This window comes from Methylobacterium durans (assembly GCF_003173715.1).
Classification (GTDB): domain Bacteria; phylum Pseudomonadota; class Alphaproteobacteria; order Rhizobiales; family Beijerinckiaceae; genus Methylobacterium; species Methylobacterium durans.
This window is the reverse complement of the sequence record NZ_CP029550.1, coordinates 4,230,418-4,249,889: the sequence shown is the minus strand read 5'-3', so window position 1 is coordinate 4,249,889 and position 19,472 is coordinate 4,230,418. Positions and strand designations below refer to the sequence as shown.

General features: G+C 66.9%; 15 protein-coding genes, 1 tRNA gene and 1 pseudogene. 5 read left to right on the top strand and 12 right to left on the bottom strand.

Annotated elements, in window-relative coordinates; genetic code table 11:
• From DK389_RS19445 to DK389_RS19415, 6 genes are all read right to left on the bottom strand, one after another.
• Nucleotides 1–1,011: an HAD family hydrolase gene (locus DK389_RS19445; RefSeq protein WP_109891987.1), complete on the bottom strand. Its 1,011-nt coding sequence runs from the start codon at nucleotides 1,009–1,011 to the stop codon at nucleotides 1–3.
• An 83-nt stretch (nucleotides 1,012–1,094) separates the two neighbouring features.
• Entirely contained in the window at nucleotides 1,095–2,810 is a 1,716-nt protein-coding gene (locus DK389_RS19440; RefSeq protein ID WP_109891985.1) for an arylsulfatase, read from the bottom strand.
• Entirely contained in the window at nucleotides 2,807–3,778 is a 972-nt protein-coding gene (locus DK389_RS19435; RefSeq protein WP_109891983.1) for a formylglycine-generating enzyme family protein, read from the bottom strand. The genes DK389_RS19440 and DK389_RS19435 overlap by 4 nt, the downstream gene beginning before the upstream one ends.
• A gap of 42 nt (nucleotides 3,779–3,820) precedes the next feature.
• Nucleotides 3,821–4,555 carry an aquaporin Z gene (gene aqpZ / locus DK389_RS19430; RefSeq protein WP_109891981.1) on the bottom strand — a complete coding sequence of 245 codons (735 nt, stop codon included), beginning with the start codon at nucleotides 4,553–4,555 and terminating at the stop codon, nucleotides 3,821–3,823.
• 702 nt (nucleotides 4,556–5,257) lie between these two features.
• Nucleotides 5,258–5,899 carry a response regulator gene (locus DK389_RS19420; protein ID WP_236960182.1) on the bottom strand — a complete coding sequence of 214 codons (642 nt, stop codon included), beginning with the start codon at nucleotides 5,897–5,899 and terminating at the stop codon, nucleotides 5,258–5,260.
• Nucleotides 5,900–6,056: 157 nt separating this feature from the next.
• Complete coding sequence (locus DK389_RS19415; protein ID WP_109891977.1) at nucleotides 6,057–7,082, bottom strand: SphA family protein; 1,026 nt, start codon at nucleotides 7,080–7,082, stop codon at nucleotides 6,057–6,059.
• A 418-nt stretch (nucleotides 7,083–7,500) separates the two neighbouring features.
• Between DK389_RS19415 and DK389_RS19410 the strand changes: the two genes are divergently transcribed.
• Nucleotides 7,501–9,453, top strand: a complete 1,953-nt coding sequence (locus DK389_RS19410) for a histidine kinase (RefSeq protein WP_109891975.1) — start codon at nucleotides 7,501–7,503, stop codon at nucleotides 9,451–9,453.
• 15 nt (nucleotides 9,454–9,468) lie between these two features.
• On the opposite strand, the gene DK389_RS19405 is transcribed toward DK389_RS19410, so the two are convergent.
• The 3 genes from DK389_RS19405 to DK389_RS19395 all read right to left on the bottom strand — a co-directional run bounded on the left by DK389_RS19405 (nucleotide 9,469) and on the right by DK389_RS19395 (nucleotide 11,876).
• On the bottom strand, nucleotides 9,469–9,837 hold the full coding sequence (locus DK389_RS19405; protein ID WP_236960180.1) for a GCG_CRPN prefix-to-repeats domain-containing protein: 369 nt from the start codon (nucleotides 9,835–9,837) through the stop codon (nucleotides 9,469–9,471).
• A 128-nt stretch (nucleotides 9,838–9,965) separates the two neighbouring features.
• Nucleotides 9,966–10,172, bottom strand: coding sequence for a DUF6582 domain-containing protein (locus tag DK389_RS19400; RefSeq protein ID WP_109891973.1), 207 nt, complete (start codon nucleotides 10,170–10,172; stop codon nucleotides 9,966–9,968).
• A 330-nt stretch (nucleotides 10,173–10,502) separates the two neighbouring features.
• Nucleotides 10,503–11,876 (bottom strand): transposase, encoded by a 1,374-nt coding sequence (locus tag DK389_RS19395; protein WP_109887551.1) that lies wholly within the window; start codon nucleotides 11,874–11,876, stop codon nucleotides 10,503–10,505.
• Between the two features lie 233 nt (nucleotides 11,877–12,109).
• Here DK389_RS19395 and DK389_RS19390 point away from each other — a divergent pair.
• Nucleotides 12,110–13,063, top strand: a pseudogene (locus tag DK389_RS19390) (IS630 family transposase).
• 482 nt (nucleotides 13,064–13,545) lie between these two features.
• Nucleotides 13,546–14,994: a DUF1254 domain-containing protein gene (locus tag DK389_RS19380; protein WP_109891969.1), complete on the top strand. Its 1,449-nt coding sequence runs from the start codon at nucleotides 13,546–13,548 to the stop codon at nucleotides 14,992–14,994.
• A 38-nt stretch (nucleotides 14,995–15,032) separates the two neighbouring features.
• On the opposite strand, the gene DK389_RS19375 is transcribed toward DK389_RS19380, so the two are convergent.
• The gene (locus tag DK389_RS19375) at nucleotides 15,033–15,785 is read right to left on the bottom strand and encodes a SphA family protein (RefSeq protein ID WP_236960178.1); all 753 of its coding nucleotides are present in this window, start codon (nucleotides 15,783–15,785) and stop codon (nucleotides 15,033–15,035) included.
• A gap of 56 nt (nucleotides 15,786–15,841) precedes the next feature.
• Here DK389_RS19375 and DK389_RS19370 point away from each other — a divergent pair, with 56 nt between their 5' ends.
• On the top strand, nucleotides 15,842–17,050 hold the full coding sequence (locus tag DK389_RS19370; RefSeq protein WP_109890153.1) for an IS256 family transposase: 1,209 nt from the start codon (nucleotides 15,842–15,844) through the stop codon (nucleotides 17,048–17,050).
• Here DK389_RS19370 and DK389_RS19365 read toward each other — a convergent pair.
• Both DK389_RS19365 and DK389_RS19360 read right to left on the bottom strand, forming a co-directional pair.
• Complete coding sequence (locus DK389_RS19365; protein WP_194075092.1) at nucleotides 17,022–17,435, bottom strand: transporter family protein; 414 nt, start codon at nucleotides 17,433–17,435, stop codon at nucleotides 17,022–17,024. The genes DK389_RS19370 and DK389_RS19365 overlap by 29 nt on opposite strands.
• A 618-nt stretch (nucleotides 17,436–18,053) precedes the next feature.
• Nucleotides 18,054–18,128 (bottom strand) — tRNA-Val (locus DK389_RS19360).
• A 211-nt stretch (nucleotides 18,129–18,339) separates the two neighbouring features.
• Here DK389_RS19360 and DK389_RS19355 point away from each other — a divergent pair.
• Nucleotides 18,340–19,386 (top strand): hypothetical protein, encoded by a 1,047-nt coding sequence (locus DK389_RS19355; protein ID WP_109891967.1) that lies wholly within the window; start codon nucleotides 18,340–18,342, stop codon nucleotides 19,384–19,386.
• Nucleotides 19,387–19,472: the final 86 nt, after the last annotated feature.

The following is a 19,472-nucleotide window of genomic DNA, read 5'->3' as shown; positions in this document are numbered from 1 at the left end:
TCATCGCTCGCCACTAGGCAAGCGCGGGAAGATCGCATTCCAGTCCCGCCTCATGTCGACCACGGCCCAGCCTCGCCGGTCCGCCTCGTCGAGAGCCTTGTCGAGGCGTCCGACATGGGAGTGGCGGTCGTAGGCGTATTCGCGCTCGGCATCGGTGTGGTGGACGAGGCCGAGGAAGCGGGGACCATCCCCAGCCGCGGTCCACTCCAGCATCTGCCGCTCGCCATCGGAGTTGCCGAACGCGAGGACCGGCCGGCGCCCGATGAAGCGGTTGATGCCCGACGGCTTCCCCGCGCCGTCGTCGATGAACTCGACCTTGTCCTCCTTGACGAGGACCGGCGTACCGTCGGGCCTCGTCTCGAAACGCGTCACACCTGACGAGCCGACGACCTGCTCTGGTGGGATGCCGTAGGCGCGCTCGGCGAAGACCCGCAGGAATTCGACGCCTCCGCCCGAGACGATGAAGGTCTTGAAGCCGTTGGTGCGCAGGTAGCCGAGCAGTTCCAGCATCGGCTGGTAGACGAGGCTGTCGTAGGGGCGATCGAAACGCGGATGCCTGGCCGTCTTGAGCCAGTCCGCGACGATGCCGTTGAACTCCGCCGTGGTCATGCCGGAATGGGCTGCTGCCACGATCTGGACCATGCCCTTCTCGCCGGCCGCAGAGACCGCCTCCCGGTCGCCCTCGATCACACCCTTGAACGGCTGGGTCTCCCGCCACGCCGGGTGCCGAGGCGCAAGTGCCTTCACCCGGTCGAGGGCGAAGGCCACCTGGAAGTAGACGGGCTGCTCTGCCCACAGGGTCCCATCATTGTCGAAGACCGCGATACGTTCCGCCGGCGGTAAGTAACCGGTTTGTCCGTCGCGCGTGACGCGGGCGACGAAGTCTAGGATCGCACGCCTAGCGGAGCCATCGTTCCAGGAGGGCAGCGGGTCGGACTGGGCTAAGGCTGCCGGAACTGCCGGTAGCGTGACCGACAGCGCGGCAAGCACGAGGCGCCGGGTGAACCTCATCGACAAGCTCCTCGATTCGAGGTGTCCGCTCACTGGGTGATGGGATGCTGGCCGCCCTTCGCTCGGGCCGACGCGACTCCGGCTTAGTGCGGTGGCTCCAGGCTCCTCTGCATCTTCTCGACCAGTTGATCGATGCTGAAGCTCGATGGGCGCTGGCTTGGGGGATAGTCCTTGAACGTCGCCAGGAACGGCCCGATCACGGATTGCGAAGCCAGGAACGGGGCCGGGTTCGACATGAACCAGTCGTAGTAGGAGTTCGACGTGACGTCGGCGCGCTCGTAGGGGTCAGCCCGCAGATCGAAAGTCTTGGGAACCCGCAGCTTGGTGAAGGGCTCGGCCCAGATGCGCATTGTCCCCGTGGCGCGCTGCTCCTCGAAGACGAGCTTCCAGTTCTCGTAGCGCATGGCCACGAGATCCCCGTCGTCGTTGAAGTAGATGAACTCCTTGCGGGCACTCTCCGGCTGCTGGCCGGTGAGGTACGGCAGCTGATTGTAGCCATCGAGGTGAACCTTGAAGGTCTTGCCGGCGGCCTGATAGCCGTTGAGCAGCTTGCCCTTGATGTCCGGCTCTCCGGCCGCGGCGAGAAATGTGGGCAGCCAGTCAAGGCCGCTGACGATGTCGTTCGAGACCGAGCCGGGCTGGATACGGCCCGGCCAGCGGACCATGCAGGGCACGCGGAACGCGCCTTCCCAGTTGGTGTTCTTCTCGCTGCGGAACGGCGTCGTTCCGGCATCGGGCCAGGAGTTCTGGTGCGGGCCGTTGTCCGTCGTGTAGAGCACAATGGTGTCGTTCGCGATGCCGAGGTCATCTATTGCTTTGAGGATGTTGCCGACCACGGCATCGTGCTCGATCATGGCGTCTGCATACTCGGTCCTGGACTTCAAGCCAGGCTGGTCACGATGCGCCTCCTGCACATGTGTGCGGAAGTGCATCCGGGTCGTGTTGTACCAGCAGAAGAAGGGCGTATTCGCCCGCGCCTGACGCTGGATGTATTCGATGGCCGCCGCCGAGGTCTCGTCGTCGATCGTCTCCATGCGCTTCTTGGTGAGCGGGCCGGTGTCCTCGATGGTCTGCTTGCCCACCCGGCCCCAGCGCGGCTGCTCGGTCGGATCGTCCCGGTCGGAGGCCTTGCAACGCAGGACGCCTCGCGGGCCGAGCGCCTCACGGAAGCGCGGGTCGCGCGGATAGGTGCGGGATTCCGGGTCCTCCTCGGCGTTAAGGTGGTAGAGGTTGCCGAAAAACTCGTCGAAGCCGTGCACCGTCGGGAGGTACTCGTTGCGATCGCCGAGGTGGTTCTTGCCGAACTGTCCCGTGGCATAGCCGAGAGGCTTGAGAAGCTCCGCGATCGTGGCGTCCCGCGCCTGCAGGCCGACCGTCGCCGCCGGCATGCCGACCTTCGAGAGCCCGGTGCGCAGCGTGCACTGGCCGGTGATGAAGGTCGACCGACCCGCCGTGCAGCTCTGCTCGGCATAGTAGTCGGTGAACATCATGCCTTCCTTGGCGATCCGGTCGATGTTCGGCGTGCGGTAGCCCATCAGCCCGAACGAGTAGGCGCTGAGGTTGGTCTGGCCGATATCGTCCCCGAAGATCACGAGGATATTGGGCGGCCTGCTCGCCGTCCCCGAGCGCGTCGGCGTGGCTGGGCGGGGCTGGGGTTGAGGCTGCTGCGCGTAAGCCCCAGTCGCGCCACCGAGGGTGGCCGCAACCAGCGCGGTGCCCCGCAGCAGCATGGCCCTGCGGTTCACGGCCGCGGATCGACGCTCGTCGGCGGCTACCTGGGACGACACGGGCTCGGTCATGACCCACTCCTTATGACGCACCGGAAGCCGATATGGCTGGTGGAGGTGTCGACCGGGTGCGGATGGCGCGCGGCCGGGCGGTAGCGGCGGCAATAGTTCGGGGCGCATAGGTGCGAGCCGCCCTTAACCACCCGGCGGGGGATGCGGATTGCGGGCTGGTTGGGGTCGTAGCTGCCGTCCTCTCGGCCGCCGCGGGGGTTCTGGGGGATGCAGCAGGCCTTTGGAGCATCAGCCTGATGCCGTTGCGCGAACCAGTCGGTCGTCCACTCCCAGACGTTGCCGATCATGTCGTGGAGCCCGTAGCCGTTCGGCGGGAAGGCCGTGACCGGCGAGGTGCGCTCGTAGCCATCGGCGGCCAGGTTCTCGTTCGGGAAGGCGCCTTGCCAAGTGTTGGCCATGTGCCGACCATTCGGCGCGAGCTCGTCGCCCCAGGCGAACTCCGCCCCGTCGAGCCCGCCGCGCGCCGCGTATTCCCATTCGGCCTCGGTCGGCAGTTCCTTGCCGGCCCAGGCCGCGTAGGCCTCGGCGTCGGCGTAGGCAACGTGGACCACCGGGTGGTCGTCGAGCCCAGCGATGGAGGAGCCGGGGCCGTAAGGTCGCCGCCAGTGCACGCCGGCCTTGAACCGCCACCACGCACTGAAGTCCCGGAGGTCGACAGGCCGCTTGGGCGGCTTGAAGACCAAGGACCCGGCTTGCAGCATGTGTGGCAGCGCGCCCGGATAGTCCTCCGCCTTCGGCTTCCGCTCTGCGACTGTCACGTGGCCGGTGGCCCGTACGAAGGCCCGGAACTGGCCGTTGGTGACGGGCGTGCGGTCGATCCGGAAGCCGTCGACGGTGACCTGATGGACGGGCGCCTCCTCCGGGTAGTGACGGTCCGAGCCCATGCGGAAGGTTCCGCCCGGCACGAAGACCATGCCCCCGCCTGCTTGAGGCACGGCAGCTTGGACGAGGACGGTCGCACTCGACATCGGTCGCTCCCCTAAATGGCTTGGAGAGGGTTCGTCGTGCGCTCACTCCGCTGGGGCGGGGGGCACCATCCCGGTGATCTGAGCCGAGGGCTGCTCGCTCAGCCAGCGGTAGAGGATGCCGCCAAGGACGCCGCCGAGCACTGGCGCGACCCAGAATAGCCAGAGCTGCGCTATGGCCCAGCCGCCCGCAAACAGGGCTGGCCCGGTGCTGCGGGCCGGATTGACCGAGAGGTTGGTGACTGGGATGCCCACGAGGTGCACGAGCGTCAGGCAGAGCCCAATGGCCAGCGGCGCAAAGCCGACCGGCGCCTTGCCGTGCGTCGCCCCCATGATCACGAACAGGAACATCATGGTGAGCACCACCTCGGCCAGGAGGCACGAGAGCAGGCCGTAGCGTCCGGGCGAGTGCTCGCCGTAACCGTTGGCGGCAAAGCCCTTCGCCAAATCGAAGTCCGGCGCACCGCTCGCGATGGCGTAGAGCACCGCAGCGCCTATGACGCCTCCGATGACCTGGGAGGTCACGTAAGGCGCGATGTCATGCGCGGGGAACCGCCCGCCGGCCGCGAGCCCGCAGGTCACGGCCGGGTTGAGGTGGCAGCCCGAGATGTGGCCGATGGCGTAGGCCATCGTGACCACGGTCAGGCCGAAGGCGAGGGAAACCCCGACGAGGCCGATGCCGACTTGCGGGAAGGCTGCCGCGATGACGGCGCTGCCGCAGCCCGCGAAGCTCAGCCAGAAGGTGCCGATGGCCTCGGCACTGCACTTTCGGATGTCCATGGAAGCCTCCTGCGCTCAAGCCGGGCAGCGATCCCAAAAGCCCTGCGTTCGAGAGGAATCGGTGTAGAACCAGCAGTAGCCAGGTGCCGGCGGGGCCCCCGCCCAGGCTGCTGCTGTCGCCGCGCCAACGAAACCGAGGGCGGTTCCGGCGGCGATGGCACCGCCAGCCGGCCACCAGGCGCCGAAGGGCCGGTAGGCACCGCCGACCATGACGTTTCGGCGCACGACGACACCGCGTCGCTGCACACCGCCTCCGTGCCAGCCGGGCCTCGGTCCGTACCCACCCGCGATCCCGCGCCGCCGGACGCCCCCGCCGTCGAACCTGGGGCGAGCAATACCCCGGCCGTAGCCGCCGAACCGGCCGCGCCCTGCGAAACCGCCTCTGAAGGCGCGGCGCTGCGCGATAAATTCGGTGGCGGACTCCGTCGGCGGTACGATGACGGACGGACTCAAGGGCGCCGACCGCGCCGTCTGTGTCGTGGTTGAATAGAGAGAAGCGGCGACAGCAATGCACAGCGTGCGGCAATGCACCCGCATCGACATCTCCCCGTCATGATGCCCGCTCGGTGAAGTCGGTCGCTCGTCTTGCGAAAGCTTCAGCCGTTAACTTGCGGCAACCTTAGGGGGTGAAGTGCGCCCGAACTATCGGGCGAAACCCTGATTTGAGCACCGGATATGCCTGGGAAGGGCAGGAAATTGCCCTTAGGGCTCCACCAGCTTGTTCCGCACGGCGTAGCGCACCAGGGCGGCCGTCGTCTCCAGGCCAAGCTTGTGCATGGCGGACGCCCTGTGGGTCTCGACGGTCTTCAGGCTGATGGCGAGCGCCGCGCTGACCTGTTTGCTCGAATTGCCCTCCGCGATGAGCTGCACCACCTCGCGTTCGCGGCAGGTCAACGCGTCGAGCTGCGAGCTCTCGCCCCGATGGGCCAGGTAGTGGGCGAGCAGGGTCTCGTTCACGCGGCCGGTGAAGTAGGGCTGTTGGTGGGCCAGCGCCTCGACGGCGGCGATCAGGTGCTGGTCGGCGTCCGATTTCAGGAGGTACCCGCGTGCGCCGGCGCCGAGCACGTCCCGCACCAGTGCGTCGCTCTCGTGCATCGTATAGACCAGCACCTCGGTGCGTGGGCTGGCCTCCCGCAGGCGCCTGGTCAGTTGCGATCCGTTCATGGCCGGCAAAGAGTAGTCGATGACCGCCACGTCCGGCTTGTGCCGCGCCGCGAGGTCGATGGCCTTGGCCCCGTTACCAGCCTCGGCGGCGACCTCAAAGCCGCCGCGCCCCTCCAGGATGGCCCGGACGCCGCGCCGGATGGCGATGTGGTCGTCCACGATCAGGATGGTCACCGTCACGAGATATCGACCTCCCGCGTAGCTCCCGGGCATGCCGAACACCCACCGCCCCGGGACGGGCGATGGGCTCGCGGATTGCGGTATCAAGCGCCCAATGCCTGCCCTCGGCAAGCCTCGGTGCCACCGCTACGGTTCCTCCATCAGCCGGGACGCACGCTCAAAACTTCGTCGCCAGCGGCCTGGGTTCCGGTACTGGCTTCGGAGGGGCGACCCACAGCGGGAAGGACACCTGGAAGAAGCCAATGGTACCCTGGAAGCGGTTCTCCACCTCGACCTCGCGCAGTACCTTGATCCGGGCGGTGACCGGGATCTTCCCGAACTCGCCCGTCACGCCGATGGTCCCTCCAACGGCCGTCACGCGTCCCTTGAAGGGGCCGAGCCGGGCGCCGGGACCGCTATCGCCGGTGATCTGCAGGTAGTGCGAGGCGATGACGCCAACCGACACCTCCTTGGAGAGGTACTTCGAGGCCGAGACGTCGATGTGAAACTCGTCGCCGGTGTTGTAGCGCGTGGACGGGTTCGTGCCGTTGAGCGTGAAGCCGGCCGACGCGGAAAGTTCGTAGCCCTGCACCGGATCGAGGTAGGTCGCGGCGGCAGAGATGTCGCCGATGTAGCGGTTCAGGGCGACGTTCGAGAGCTGCCCGGGCTCGTAGGCGCCCGCTGGGATGCTGAGCACGCCCGAGAGCTTCCAGTGCCAGTTGCCGGAGTGCCAGCCGAGCGTGGCCGACACGATGGGGTCACCGAAATTGAAGTCCCGGTCGCTCGCACCGATGCCGATCGGGCGACCGACCACTTGGTTGATCAGTGGCCCGTTCAGGAGGACGCCAGCGCGCACGGCCGGCTCCCCGAACGGCATCACGAAGGCGAACCCTAGGTCGCCGCCGAGGACGTTGACCGGCGTGACCCAGAGCGCAGTCACGAAGTCGGCAACGAGGTTCACCTTCGCATTGGATATGACGTTGCCGCCGATCTGGGTTTGACGATTGCCGCCGATCCGAGCGCTGTAGAAGTAGGTGGTGCTATCGAAGTAGAGGCCCTGCGGCGGCACGATGCCGCCGAGCGGCACCGCCTGACCCTCGACGTAGAAGCTGAGGCCGCCCTCGGCGGCCCTTGCGTCGGGGACGGGAGCGAGCGCGGACGCCAGTGCGAGGCTTCCGACGAGACGCCGCGCGAAGGACCCCATCCTTACCTCCCCGGGTGCTACTTCGTATCCAAGCCGTAACTTCCCTATCTGGCGTGGGCTCTGGCAATCAGGGTAAACCCCGAGAGGGGTGGATTGGAACCCTGATGTGTTCGCGCTGCCGCGGTCTACACGAGCGCCGGTGGATAGTTCGGGGGTGCCGGCGTAAGCCGGCCTGATGCGGTCCGAGACCGCCTCAACGCGGGAATCCTTGCAAAGTCATCAGGGTTTATTAACCGACTGCTACACCATTCAACCTTAGGGTATACGTACGCACGCTGCGCAATCTGAGGGTAGGACGGCGTGCCGGAGGATTGGCCGACAGGGAGGTGTTCCCGTGGAACCGAGCCGGGCCGAGGGTAGGAGAAAGCCCGGCCCGGATGGGCCGGCAGCCACGTTCGGCTGGCCTTCCGGATCATGGATGAGTGCGCGTCTGCTGACGCCTGCCCTGTTCCTGGGCGTCTGGTCGGCATTCGCGGCGATGCTCGCCGTTCCGACAACGCTTTGGGCGATACGGGCCCATGACGCGGCTCTTGCGACGGCACGGGATGAGGTCGCGCATGTGGCCGCATCCAGCGCACGGTTCACCGAGAGCACCTTCGGCGTCGTCGACGTCGTCCTGAGAAGGCTAACGGAGATCGCGGTCGAAAAGGACATCGACCGCATCACCGACGACAAGATTTGCCCATCCCTGGTCTGCTCCAACAATGAGCGGGGGTCGCCATACCTGCTCCTCGCCTTCGCCCGTCCGAACGGGGACGTGTTGGTCCACAGCCCGAAACTGCAAGGGTTGAGCGTGGCGGACCGGGACTATTTCCACGCGCAGCGGGAGCGGGACGCCGGCTTGTTCGTGGGCGCGCCCAGACCCACCCCGTTTATGCAGGGCCTCGTCCTTCCGATGAGCCGACGCCTGTCCTCGGCGGGCGGGGAGTTCCGAGGCATCGTTGCGGCGGGCGTCAGCGTCGACCTGCTCCGAACCGTGTTTCAGGGACTGGGAGCCGGTAGGTCGAACACGGTCAGCCTACTCGGTGCCGATGGCCGGCACCTGGTCGATTGGACGGTGTCCACCCTGGAAAATGACCCGGGCCGCACGGGGCGGTCAGGGGACCCCGCATGCGCATTGGCGGATCACGGAAGCGCGGCGGACAGGATCACGTCGCGGGTCTCGGTCGGTTTGGGCAGCCTCTCTGTGGCGGTCTGCAGGTCGACCTCGGGAGCGCTCGAACGCTGGCGCGAGGAGGTCCTTCGAGCCGGCGCCGGTGTGGCCCTGCTCCTTCTGGTCCCGGTGCTCGCATTCCCGGCCGCTCGCCGCCGCCTGCGCCGCTACCTTCGACAGCAGACCGCCCTGACGGATCTCGTCGCCGGGTCGTCCGACGTACAGTTCATCATCGCGCTCAAGCCGAACGGCCAGTTCGTGCTGGAGGCACTCACGTTCAGCGAGGACCCTGAATGGGGTGTGCCGTCCGCGCGACTGATCGGGCGAACGACCCAGGAACTCTTCCCTCCGGAGGAGGCCGAGCGCGTCGAGGCCGACTATCGCTCGGTGCTTGCCTCCGGAAAGACGCGGCGCATTGAACGCGAGACTCGGCTCGGAGACAGACGGTTCGTCTGGAGCACCGTCCTCGTCCCGCTTCGCGATGCCGGCCACGAGGGCTACATCTACGGCGCGGCCACGGACCTTTCCGGCGACGGGACGCTCGGCGACGGCTTGCGCCGCTTCACCGAGGATGCCCTCCACCGTGAGGACAACGAGCGCCGGCGCATCGCGCGCGAGCTTCACGACACGACCGGACAGAACCTGATCGCCGCAGGGTTCGAACTCGGGGTCGCCGAGCGTGGCCTTGTCGACCCGCCACCGAAGGTCCGTGCTGCCCTGGCGCAGGCGCGGGCGCTCGTCGACGCCAGCGTGACGGAACTGCGGACGCTTTCCTACGTGCTCTACCCGGCCCTCCTCGACGAGGCAGGCTTGGGGACCGCCCTTCAGACCCTCGCGGATGGGTTCAGCCGGCGGGCGGGGGTGCAGGTGACCGTGTCCGTCGCGGACGGCTTGGTGGGCCGGCGCTGGGCTCCCGAGGTCGAGCTCGCGCTCTATCGCGTCGCGCAGGAGGCCCTCACCAACGTGCAGCGCCACTCCACGACCAAGGCCGCCCGGGTCGTCCTGCAGGGCGTCGGAATGCGGTTCTTGGAGTTGACGGTTGAGGACGGAGCAGCCCCGGACGGAGCCCCGAGCGCCTCGCCCATCGTTGAGGGGACCGGCATCCGGGGCATGCGAGACCGTATCGCGGCGCTGGGCGGCACGCTGAGTGTCTCACGCCAGGACGGCGGCATCCGGGTCGTCGCGGCGGTTCCGGAGCGAACCCTCGCCGAAGCGTGAGACACCGTTGCGGAGCTACCGATGGAAGCGGCCGCCACCGTGGAAGCCGCGGCCACCATGGAAGCCCACGACCCGACCTCCTCGGAACCCGCCCGCGCGGTAGGCGCCCCCACGATAGACCCGCCCTCCGTAGACACGCCGGCCATAGACGGCTCGGCCTCCGTAGACGGCGCGCCCGCCGTAGACCACGCCGCCGCGATAGTACCCGGGACCGCCGTAGTAGTTCGGCCGGCAGCCGCCGTAGGGGCCACGGTGGAAGTCGACGCCGCAGCCTCCGGCAGCCTCAGCGGGCGCGACGCCGATCAGGCCGCGTTCGAGCGAGCCCAGCGTCAGCCAGGCAGCCAAGGTCACAGCACCAAGGGTCATCCACTTCAGAGGGTTCATGGCAACCTCCTGTGATGAAGTGGCAGTGAAGCTATGAGGAAGTGTGGTCAGGGCCTATCGGGGAGAACCCGGGCCGTTTGCGGGAATAACCCTGAGGCAACGGCTCGGTCGGCCCTGCAATGGTCATCCTACCGCCCTTTCAGGACTTGGTCCGCCTTGGCGTCGACCTTCCTCTTATCCGCCGCGGACAGGTTTCCGGCCTTCGCCTGCTGGGCGGCGCGGGCCTTGGCGTTGCGGGCGTGGGCCTTGTCCTCGATGGGGTACTTGCGCTCCTCCGGCAGGGCGAACTTGCTCTTCGGGATGTCCTCCCGCTCGTCGGTGGTGAGCTTCGACATGGTGGCCTCCAGCTTAGAGGCTTGGTCAACGTCCCGCTTGGCTCGGCGTTCGGCCGAGGCGAGCCCTGCTCGAGGACGTCGAGGCCACCGGAGGATGCCGGGTGCATTAGGGTCTGGCTTTACCCCAGAAGCGCAGCTCCATTGGTCTGGATATGAAGGTCCGGAAGTGCCGCAATCCTGACTTATGATCCGACCTTCTTCTGTGCCTGCTCCGGAGAAGCGGCTCGGACGTATGAACGGCAGGGATGGGCGGATTTCGTTGAAAAACTCGCGGTTGGCCTGGATTGAGATTTGACCGGGTGCTTGGCCGGGGGGGCTCCCGCCAGCCGGTCAGGCTAGGCTCGGCTGCCCCAGCGGGATCAGCTTGGCCAGCTTCCGTAGGTTCTGGGCGGCGGCCGCGAGGTGGAACTCGTCTCGGGCCCCGTCTGGCCCCCGCAACCGAAGCCGATCCAGCCGCAGGATCCGCTTAAGGTGGGCAAACAGCATCTCGACCTTCTTGCGCTCACGCCGCGAGGTACGGCCCGCCTCCGAGGCGCAGATGTCGCGCGCCATCTGCCGGGCGCCCTCGTGGATCGAGCGTGGGATCTTGCGGGCGGATGCGTTGGGGCAGCATCGTGGCTTCAGCGCGCAAGCTTCGCAGTCGTACTTGCTCGCGCGGTAGCGCAGCATCCCGTCTGCGTCGACGAGCGGGGGCGGTGACCGATAGACCTTCTGGCGTTGCCGCAGGTGCTTGCCGGCCGGGCAGGTGTAGGCGTCGGCGCCAGGGTCGTAGGTGAAGGCCGACCGGCTGAAGGTGCCGTCGCGGCGCTCGGACTTATCGAAGACGGGGATGTGCGGCTCGATGCCCTGCTCGTGGGCGAGCCAGCCCAGCATCGCGGCCGAGCCGTAACCGCTGTCACCGGCGAGCCGGGCCGGGTAGAGGTCGAAGCGCTCGCGCGAGCGCACGATCATGCGCTTGGCGGCCGTGACCTCGGCCTGCCGGATCGCGGTGGTCGGCTCGACGTCCACGATGACCGCGTGGTCGAGGTCGATCAGGTAGTTGGCCGCGTAGGCGAAGTAGGCCAGCCCACCGTCCGCACCCGTCCAGCGCGCGGCCGGGTCGGCGGGGGAAACGAGCTTAGGCACGACCGGCGTCGCAGCTCCGAACGCGGCGTCGTCGAGCACAGCCAGGTACTCCCGGGCGGCGCGGCTGACGCTCTCGGGTGGCAGGCCGTTCGTACCCTCAACACCCTTCTGCCGGTTGGCATCAGCCTTGATAAGGCTGGCGTCGACCGCGAAGCCCTCGCCGCCCACGAGCCCCTCGGCGATGCAGCGGGCGAGCACGGTCTCGAACAAGCAGCGCAGCAGGTCGCTGTCGCGGAAGCGGCCATGGCGGTTCTTGGAGAAGGTCGAATGGTCCGGCACCCGGCCGTCGAGCCCGAGCCGGCAGAACCAGCGATAGGCGAGATTGAGGTGGACCTCGTCGCACAGGCGGCGCTCGGATCGGATGCCGAAGCAGTAGCCGATGAGCAGCATGCGGATCATCAACTCGGGGTCGACCGAGGGCCGGCCCGTCGAGCTGTAGAACGGCTGCAGGTGCGCGCGTAGACCCGACAGGTCAACGAAGCGGTCGATGGCGCGCAGCAGATGGTCGGCTGGGATATGTGTATCGAGCGAGAACTCGTAGAACAGGGCACCCTGCTCGACTTGCCGAGGTCCCATCATCTGCTTCGGTCTCCGTCTCTCGACAGAAGTGAATCACCTCACGACTACCGCCGCAACACCCGAGTTTTTCAACACAATCGGCGCATAGCTGCCGGCCGAGTTCAGTCGAAGGCGTACTGGCGGCGTTCGAGCAACCCAACAGACTAGAGCTGTTGCCGGTCAGTCTGAGTCGGCCGGGGTAGCGTGGTGGCCGTTGCTGTGACTCCATGGTGTTCGGATCACGGAGAAGCACCATGGTTGCAGCCCTGTCGCAGGATCTTCGCGAGCGGGTGATCGCCGCTATTGAGGCGGGCGCCTCGTGCCGACAGGCGGCGGAGCGGTTCGGCGTGGGCAAGGCGAGCGCGATCCGCTGGCACGCTCGCTTCAGGGCGGACGGCGAGATCGCTGCCAAGCCGATGGGCGGCGACCGGCACTCGCATCGAACCGAGGCCCATGCGGCCCTGATCCTGCAGACCCTTGAGGACCGGTCTCAAGCCTACCTGCGCGAGGTGCGGGCGACCTTGCAGGAACACGGCGCCACAGTGAGCCTGAGCGGGCTATCGCGCTTCTTCAAGCGCCACGGCATCAGCCGCAAAAAAGGGCGCTCCACGCGGCTGAGCAGAACCGCCCAGACGTGATGGAGGCGCGAGCGGCGGTTCGAGGGCCAGCTCGACCTCGATCCGGACCGCGACGTGTTCCTGGACGAGACCGCAGCCGCCACCAACATGGAGCGGCGCTAAGGGCGGGCGCCGCGCGGGCAGCGCTGCCGTATCGCAGTTCCTCACGGCCACTATAAAACCACCACGGTCACGGCGGCCCTGCGGGCGAGCGGCCCCTTCGCCCTTGAGTTGATGGACGGAGCCACGAACGGCAGGCGCTTTCGAGCCTATGTGGCCGACGTCCTCGTGCCAGCGCTCCGGCCGGGCGAGACGGTGGTGATGGACAACCTCGCCGCCCACAAGGTCGCCGGCATCCGGCACCTCATCGAAGCGGCCGGGGCGAGCCTGCTCTACCTGCCGCCCTACAGCCCCGACTTCAACCCGATCGAGAACGCCTTCGCGAAGCTGAAGGCGTTGCTACGCACGGCGGCAGTCCGAACCGTCCCGGACCTGTGGGCCGCTATCCGGGGGGCCTTCACCTGCTTCAAACCCGACGAGTGCCGAAACTATCTCGCAGCCGCAGGTTATGACGCCGACGACCCAGTCTGAGCGGCAACAGCTCTAAGCTAAAGCCCTTTTGTGTCATTGCGTCCCTTGGCAGGCTTTCGGAGCCGACGTTTCAAAAGGGTCTGATACGTCGATGTGTCAGCTGCTCCAAAATGCCAGGCGACTTGTACGGAACGAGGTACGTCGGCTAGCGGAACGTTCCGTTAGGGCAAGCCCTATTGGAACGGCGCGTCCGGCAGCGCTGGCTGCCCTGAGCCGCCAACATTCTTTCCGGCAGCTCTCCCGTCCGTTTGCTACGAACCCTTGCCGTACCATGCTCTGAAGCGCAGCATTCCTGTGCGCTTTGTTCGCACGAGGCGACTTCGATGGGCCAAGCCGGCCGGTAAACGGCAGCGCCTTGTGCTGCACCGCCTCCCTGACCTCGCGCTGCGCGAGTGGATGATGATGGGCCCTTCGGCCACCGGCACGACGATCAGGTTTACCTGAAGTGATCTGTCCGAGCCGGCCATTCACAGGAGGCGGTCATGGATGTCACCAGACGGATCTTCACCGCGGGCGCTGCCACGCTTCCCTTCGCTGGCTCGGGCCTGCCGCTCGCCCAGGCTCAGAGCACAGCACAGGACGCACCTCTCATCAGCAACAACGCGGTGGCTGATCCCCTGGAGCTGGCGACCGACGCCTACGTCTACGGCTATCCTCTCGTCACCATGGAGATGACCCGCCGCGTCCTCACCAATGTGGCCGCACCCGAAGGTAAGAACGCCCCGATGGGCCAGTTCGCCAACCTGCGGGAGTACCCGGACGCGAAGTTCCGCGCCGTCACCGCGCCCAACGCGGACACCCTCTACTCCAGCGCTTTCCTCGACGTTGGCCGGGAACCTTACATCCTCAGCATCCCGGATGAGGACGGGCGCTACTTCCTCATGCCGATGCTCAGCGCCTGGACGAACGTCTTCGCGGTGCCGGGCAAGCGCACCACCGGGACGGGGCCGCAGACCTACTTCATCGCAGGCCCCGGCTGGAGCGGCAGCGTGCCCGCCGGCGCCAAGCTGATCCAGGCTCCCACCAGCCTGGTCTGGATCCTCGGCCGGACCTACTGCACGGGCACGCCCGAGGACTACAAGGTCGTGCACGCCGTGCAGGACCAGTACAAGCTCGTTCCAGCGAGCGCAGCCGGCCGGTCGTACACGCCGCCGGCAGGCCGGGTCGATCCCGGCATCGACACGAAGATGGCCGTGCGCGAGCAGGTCAACCGCATGGACGCGACGACCTACTTCAACCTCATGGCCGCCCTGATGAAGGACAACCCTCCCGCGCTCGCGGACGGGGTTCCGGTCGCCAAGATGGCCTCGCTCGGCATCGTGCCCGGCCAGCCCTTCGACCCGAGCCGCCAGCCGCCCGCCGTCCGGGCGGCCATCGAGCAGGCACCCCGGCAGGCGCTTGCCCGCATCATGGGGCACCTGAAGGAGACGGGCAGCCACGTGAACGGCTGGACCTTCACGACCGACGGCGGCGACTACGGCAAGGACTACCTGCAGCGCGCGCTCGTCACGGCGGTGGGGCTCGGCTGCAACCTGCCGCAGGACGCGGTCTACCCCCTGACCACGGTCGATGCGGCGGGCCGGCGCCTGAACGGGACCTCGAAGTACGTGATGCGCTTCCCGGAAGGCGAGCTGCCGCCCGTCAACGGGTTCTGGTCGCTGACGATGTACGACGCGGACTATTTCTTCGTCGACAACCCGATCAACCGCTACTCGGTGAGCCCGCGCGACGACCTCAAGGCCAACCCGGACGGCTCGGTTGATCTCTTCATCCAGACCGAGAGCCCCGGCGCGCAGCGGGAGTCGAACTGGCTGCCAGCGCCGAAGGGACCGTTCGTGCTGATGCTGCGGACCTACTGGCCGAAGGACGCCGTGCTCAACGGATCCTGGTCGCCGCCGCCCGTCACCCGCAGCACGAGCGCCACGCTCTGAGCCGTCTGGTGGAAGCCGTTCGGGTCAGTCGCCAGGTCTCAGTTCTTCGCGACGATCGCTCTGGGCTCGGGCGCCGGCTTGGGCGGCGCGACCCAGAGCGGGGCGGCTACAGTCAGCCAGGTGGCAGTGCCCTCGAAGCGGTTCTGCGTGTCGATCTCGCGCAGCACCCGCACGCTCGCTGAGACCGGGATCTCGCCGAGCTTGAACGTGTAGCCGATCTGACCGCCTAGCGCCGTCACCCGCCCCTTGAAAGGGCCGATGCGGTTGCCCGAGCCGCTGTCGCCGGTGAGCTGGTCGTAGAAGTAGCCGACGAACCCGACCGTCAGCTCCTTGGTCAGATACTTCGAGGCCGACCACTCCAGGTGGAACTCGGTGCCGGTCAGGTACTGGGTAGCCGGATTGATCCAGTTGAAGGTGATGCCCGGAATGACCGAGAGCTCGTAGCCGAGGACCGGGTCGAGGTAGGTGAGCGCCCCGGAGAGGTCGAGCGCCGGGCGGTTGAGGGAGATGTTGGACAGCTGGCCGGTCTCGTAGGAGCCGGACGGGATGACGCCTGTCAGCGTCACGTTCCAGTGGAAGTTGCCTGAGTGCCAGCCGACGAAGGATGAGGCGTAGATGTCGCCGATGTTGAAGGCGGCATCGCGCTCGCGGCCGGCGATGATGCGGTCGACGCGCGGCGAGAACAGAACAGCCTGAGCATCGACAGCGGGCGTCCCGTACGGGATCAGGGGTAGCGTCCACGGACGAGGTGTAATTTCCGGGACCGTTTCGGTGGGGATTGGGGTGGCCATCGGGGCCGGCGGCTAAGGTGGAGTTTGCGGACTTCAACCTGAGCCGGGAGCACCCGATGACCGACGACAGAGTGGCACTGATCGAGGCGCTGCAGAAGGCTGACGACGGCAACTTCCTGCGCTCGTTGGCCGAGACGGTCCTGCAGATCCTGATGGAGGCCGACGTGGAGGGCCTGATCGGCGCGGGCCGCTACGAGCGCACAGGCGAACGCAGCACCTACCGCAACGGCTATCGCGAGCGCAGCCTCGACACACGGCTCGGCTCACTCAACCTGAAGATCCCCAAGCTGCGGACCGGCAGCTACTTCCCCGGCTTCCTGGAGCCGCGCCGCACGGTCGAGAAGGCGCTGGTCGCCGTGATCCAGGAGGCGTGGATCGCCGGCGTCTCGACCCGGCGCGTGGACGACTTGGTGCAGGCCATGGGCCTGTCGGGCATCTCCAAGTCCTCGGTGTCGAAGCTGTGCAAGGAGATCGACGAGCGCGTCGGAGCCTTCCTGACGCGTCCGCTCTCGGGTGCGTGGCCCTATCTCTGGCTCGATGCCACCTACCTGAAGGTGCGCGAGGGCGGTCGCATCGTCTCTGTCGCTGCCATAGTCGCCGTCGCGGTGGACACCGAAGGCCGGCGCGAGATCGTCGGCCTGCACATCGGTCCCTCCGAGGCCGAGGTGTTCTGGACAGACTTTCTGCGGAGCTTGGTCAAGCGCGGGCTCTCGGGCGTGCAGCTCGTCATCTCGGATGCCCACGAGGGGCTCAAGGCGGCCATCCGCCGGATGCTGAAGGCGACCTGGCAACGCTGCCGCGTTCATTGGACCCGGAACGCGCTGGCTTACGTGCCGCGCACCCAGCAGACCATGGTGGCTGCCGGCCTGCGCCACGCCTTCCAGCAGCCCGATCAGGACGCCGCCCGGGCCGCCCTTCAGCACCTGGGCGAGCAACTGCACAACCGCTGGCCGAAGCTGAAGGTCTTCATCGAGGCCACGTGCGAGGACGTGCTGGCCTACCTGACTTTCCCGCTCCAGCATCGGGCCAAGCTTCACAGCACGAACCCGCTGGAACGCCTCAACAAGGAGATCAAGCGGCGCGCCGATGTGGTCGGCATCTTCCCCAACACGGACTCGATCCAACGCCTGATCGGTGCGGTGCTTCTGGAGGCCAACGACGAGTGGCAGCTTCAGCACCGCTATATGCAGATCGAGGGCATGGCCGGGTTTGCTTCGGCGTTGATCGAGGAGAGCGTCACGACACTTCCACCACAGGCTGCCTGACCGATGGCGGCTCCAATTCCACCCCGAAAGTCCACCTCATTGACGGACGTAACCGGATCAGGACCTGGAAGCCGAGTGAGCCGCCGAAGATTTCCGCTGGCGTGATCCAAATCGGGTTCGCCACGCCGAGGTAGGTATCGAGCTTGACCCGGGACGCGACGACACCGCCACTCTGAAAGACGCGCCCCCCACCGAGGTCGCCCTGGTAGAAGAAGGCGTCGTTCTCGAAGTAGAAGCCCGGCGGCGGGGTCACGCCGGCGAGCGGACCGCGAAAGCCGAGCAGGTAGACGCCTTGGGCCGACTCGGCGGCCTGCGCGTCTGGAGTGGCCTGCAGCCCGGCGGCGCACAGGAGTGCCGTTGCGAGCGAGCGCCAGGTTCGCGACATGGTCACGCCTCCAAGTAAGCGAGATGCGGCCAAGCTTTCATGGGGCGCGCAGGTCATCAAGGGTTCAGACTTATACGCTGACGTACTACTACCGTTCTGTTGAAAGGCTGCATCAGGCGTTTACTGCTGCCGCTTTCACAAGCTGAACAGCCTGCCGGCTGATTGATCTTGCAGAACCGGACTTCGACACACTGCGTACGCCATGCTGGCGCAGCAAGAAGCGCTCACCCGCTCCATAACGCCCAATCGGCGAATGACCGCTTTGGAGATGCCGTCCGGAACGGCTGGACGGCAGCAATGGGCGCAAGGCGGAACGACCGCTTGCGGGCGCCAAGCCGATCTCCACCTCCCACCCTTTGCGGACCTCGCGAGTACGCATGCGAGACGTACGATCTCGGGTGATATAGCGGATCCACAGGTCAGCTCGCTGAGCACCTTGCGAGCCGGGACCGATAGGTAGCTTTTCTCCCGCGAGGGCGGAGGGAGGCAGCGAAGCTCAGTGGTCCGGTGAACCTGCAGAGTGCGAGGCTTGAACCCGAGACAGGTTCGTTGAACCTAAAATCAGAAATTTTTGGGAAAGCCTCGGCAGGGAAAACCCTGTGACATCTGAGACTTAAATGGTGGGCGCGACAGGGATCGAACCTGTGACCCCTACCATGTCAAGGTAGTGCTCTCCCGCTGAGCTACGCGCCCGTCCGAAGCCGTTCCGCTTCGGTGAGGCCGCGGCTATAGCTTCTGCCGCGGGGGGGCGCAAGTCGAAGTTCGGCGCCGATGCGAGAGTTTTCGCGCGGGGCCCGGTTCGGTCGGGCGCGCCCGCTGCAACCGCGGGTGAAATGCGTTAAAGCGCTCGCCGATCCGGCAGGGTTCGCACTGAACCGGGTGGTTCGCACGGCAGCGAGAGGGAATGCGCTTCTTCGTCGATTTCGATCGGGGCGACCTGATCCGGTTCTGGATGACGCCCGACAACCCCACCGCCATCGGCCGCGTGGCCGTCTCGGTTGGCGGCCGCCGGGTCGCCGAAGTTCCGGCGACCATCGTCGATCCCAACATCCGCGCCTTCGGCTGGCACGCGACCGGGCAGTGCACCTACGAGCTCACCGAGGCGGAGGTGCCGGGCCTGCCGGGCCTGCCCGAACTGGAGATCCACGACCTCGACACGAATCTGCTGATCTACCGCCGGGCGGGTGCGGAGGGCCTGTGCCGAAGCAAGGTCCTGCTCATCAACACCGGCATCAAGCCTGAGACCGTCATCCAGGGGCTGATGTACAAGCACTTCCAGCAGAGCTACTTCGGCCTGGGAAAGCTGACCGAGGACATGCTGCGGTGCATCTTCGAGAGTGGCACGATCGCCTCGTCGTTCCTGTCCGGCTCGATCGTGGTTCCGCGCTATGAGAACTTCCTGCCGCCCGACCAGATCCTCACCGCGGCCCTCATCCACGATCCCCATGTCGAGATGGCAACGCGCATGCTCTGGTTGCGGGCGCAGGCCGATCTTGGCGCCGATCCCGGACAGGTCTGGCGGTTGGGGCGCCTCGCCGAGGCGGCGACCTTCATGGCGGAATTCGATCTCCTCGACCTGAAGAGCCTGAAGCGGCTGTTCCGGCTCCTGCCGGAGCCCGCCTATCGCCTGCTCTACAATCCGCTGACACGCCAGCTCGGCACGCGCCTGCCTGACGACCGGGTGCATCCCGGCAACTCGATCGTTGCGGTGGAGATCCTGTCGCGGATTGGGATCGTCGGCCATCGGGACGCCTTCGAGGCCTTCGTCGCGACCTTGCTCGACCGCCTGGGGATCCAAGATACGGTACCCGCGCCGGAGCCGATTCCGGCGGACGTGATCGATCTCGCCGGACGTCTCCGGCAGGTGCGTCCCGTCGACGACATGCTGATCTTCGACACCGTGATGGCGGACGTCGTGCGCAGTTCGGTGGCCAAGGCCTGGACGACCTGAGCGAGGCGGCGTCCGGCCTGTCGATGAGCCGCCGGACCAACCAGGATTGTCGTCCGGTCGCCCGGCCGCGAAAGTGGGACGGGCGC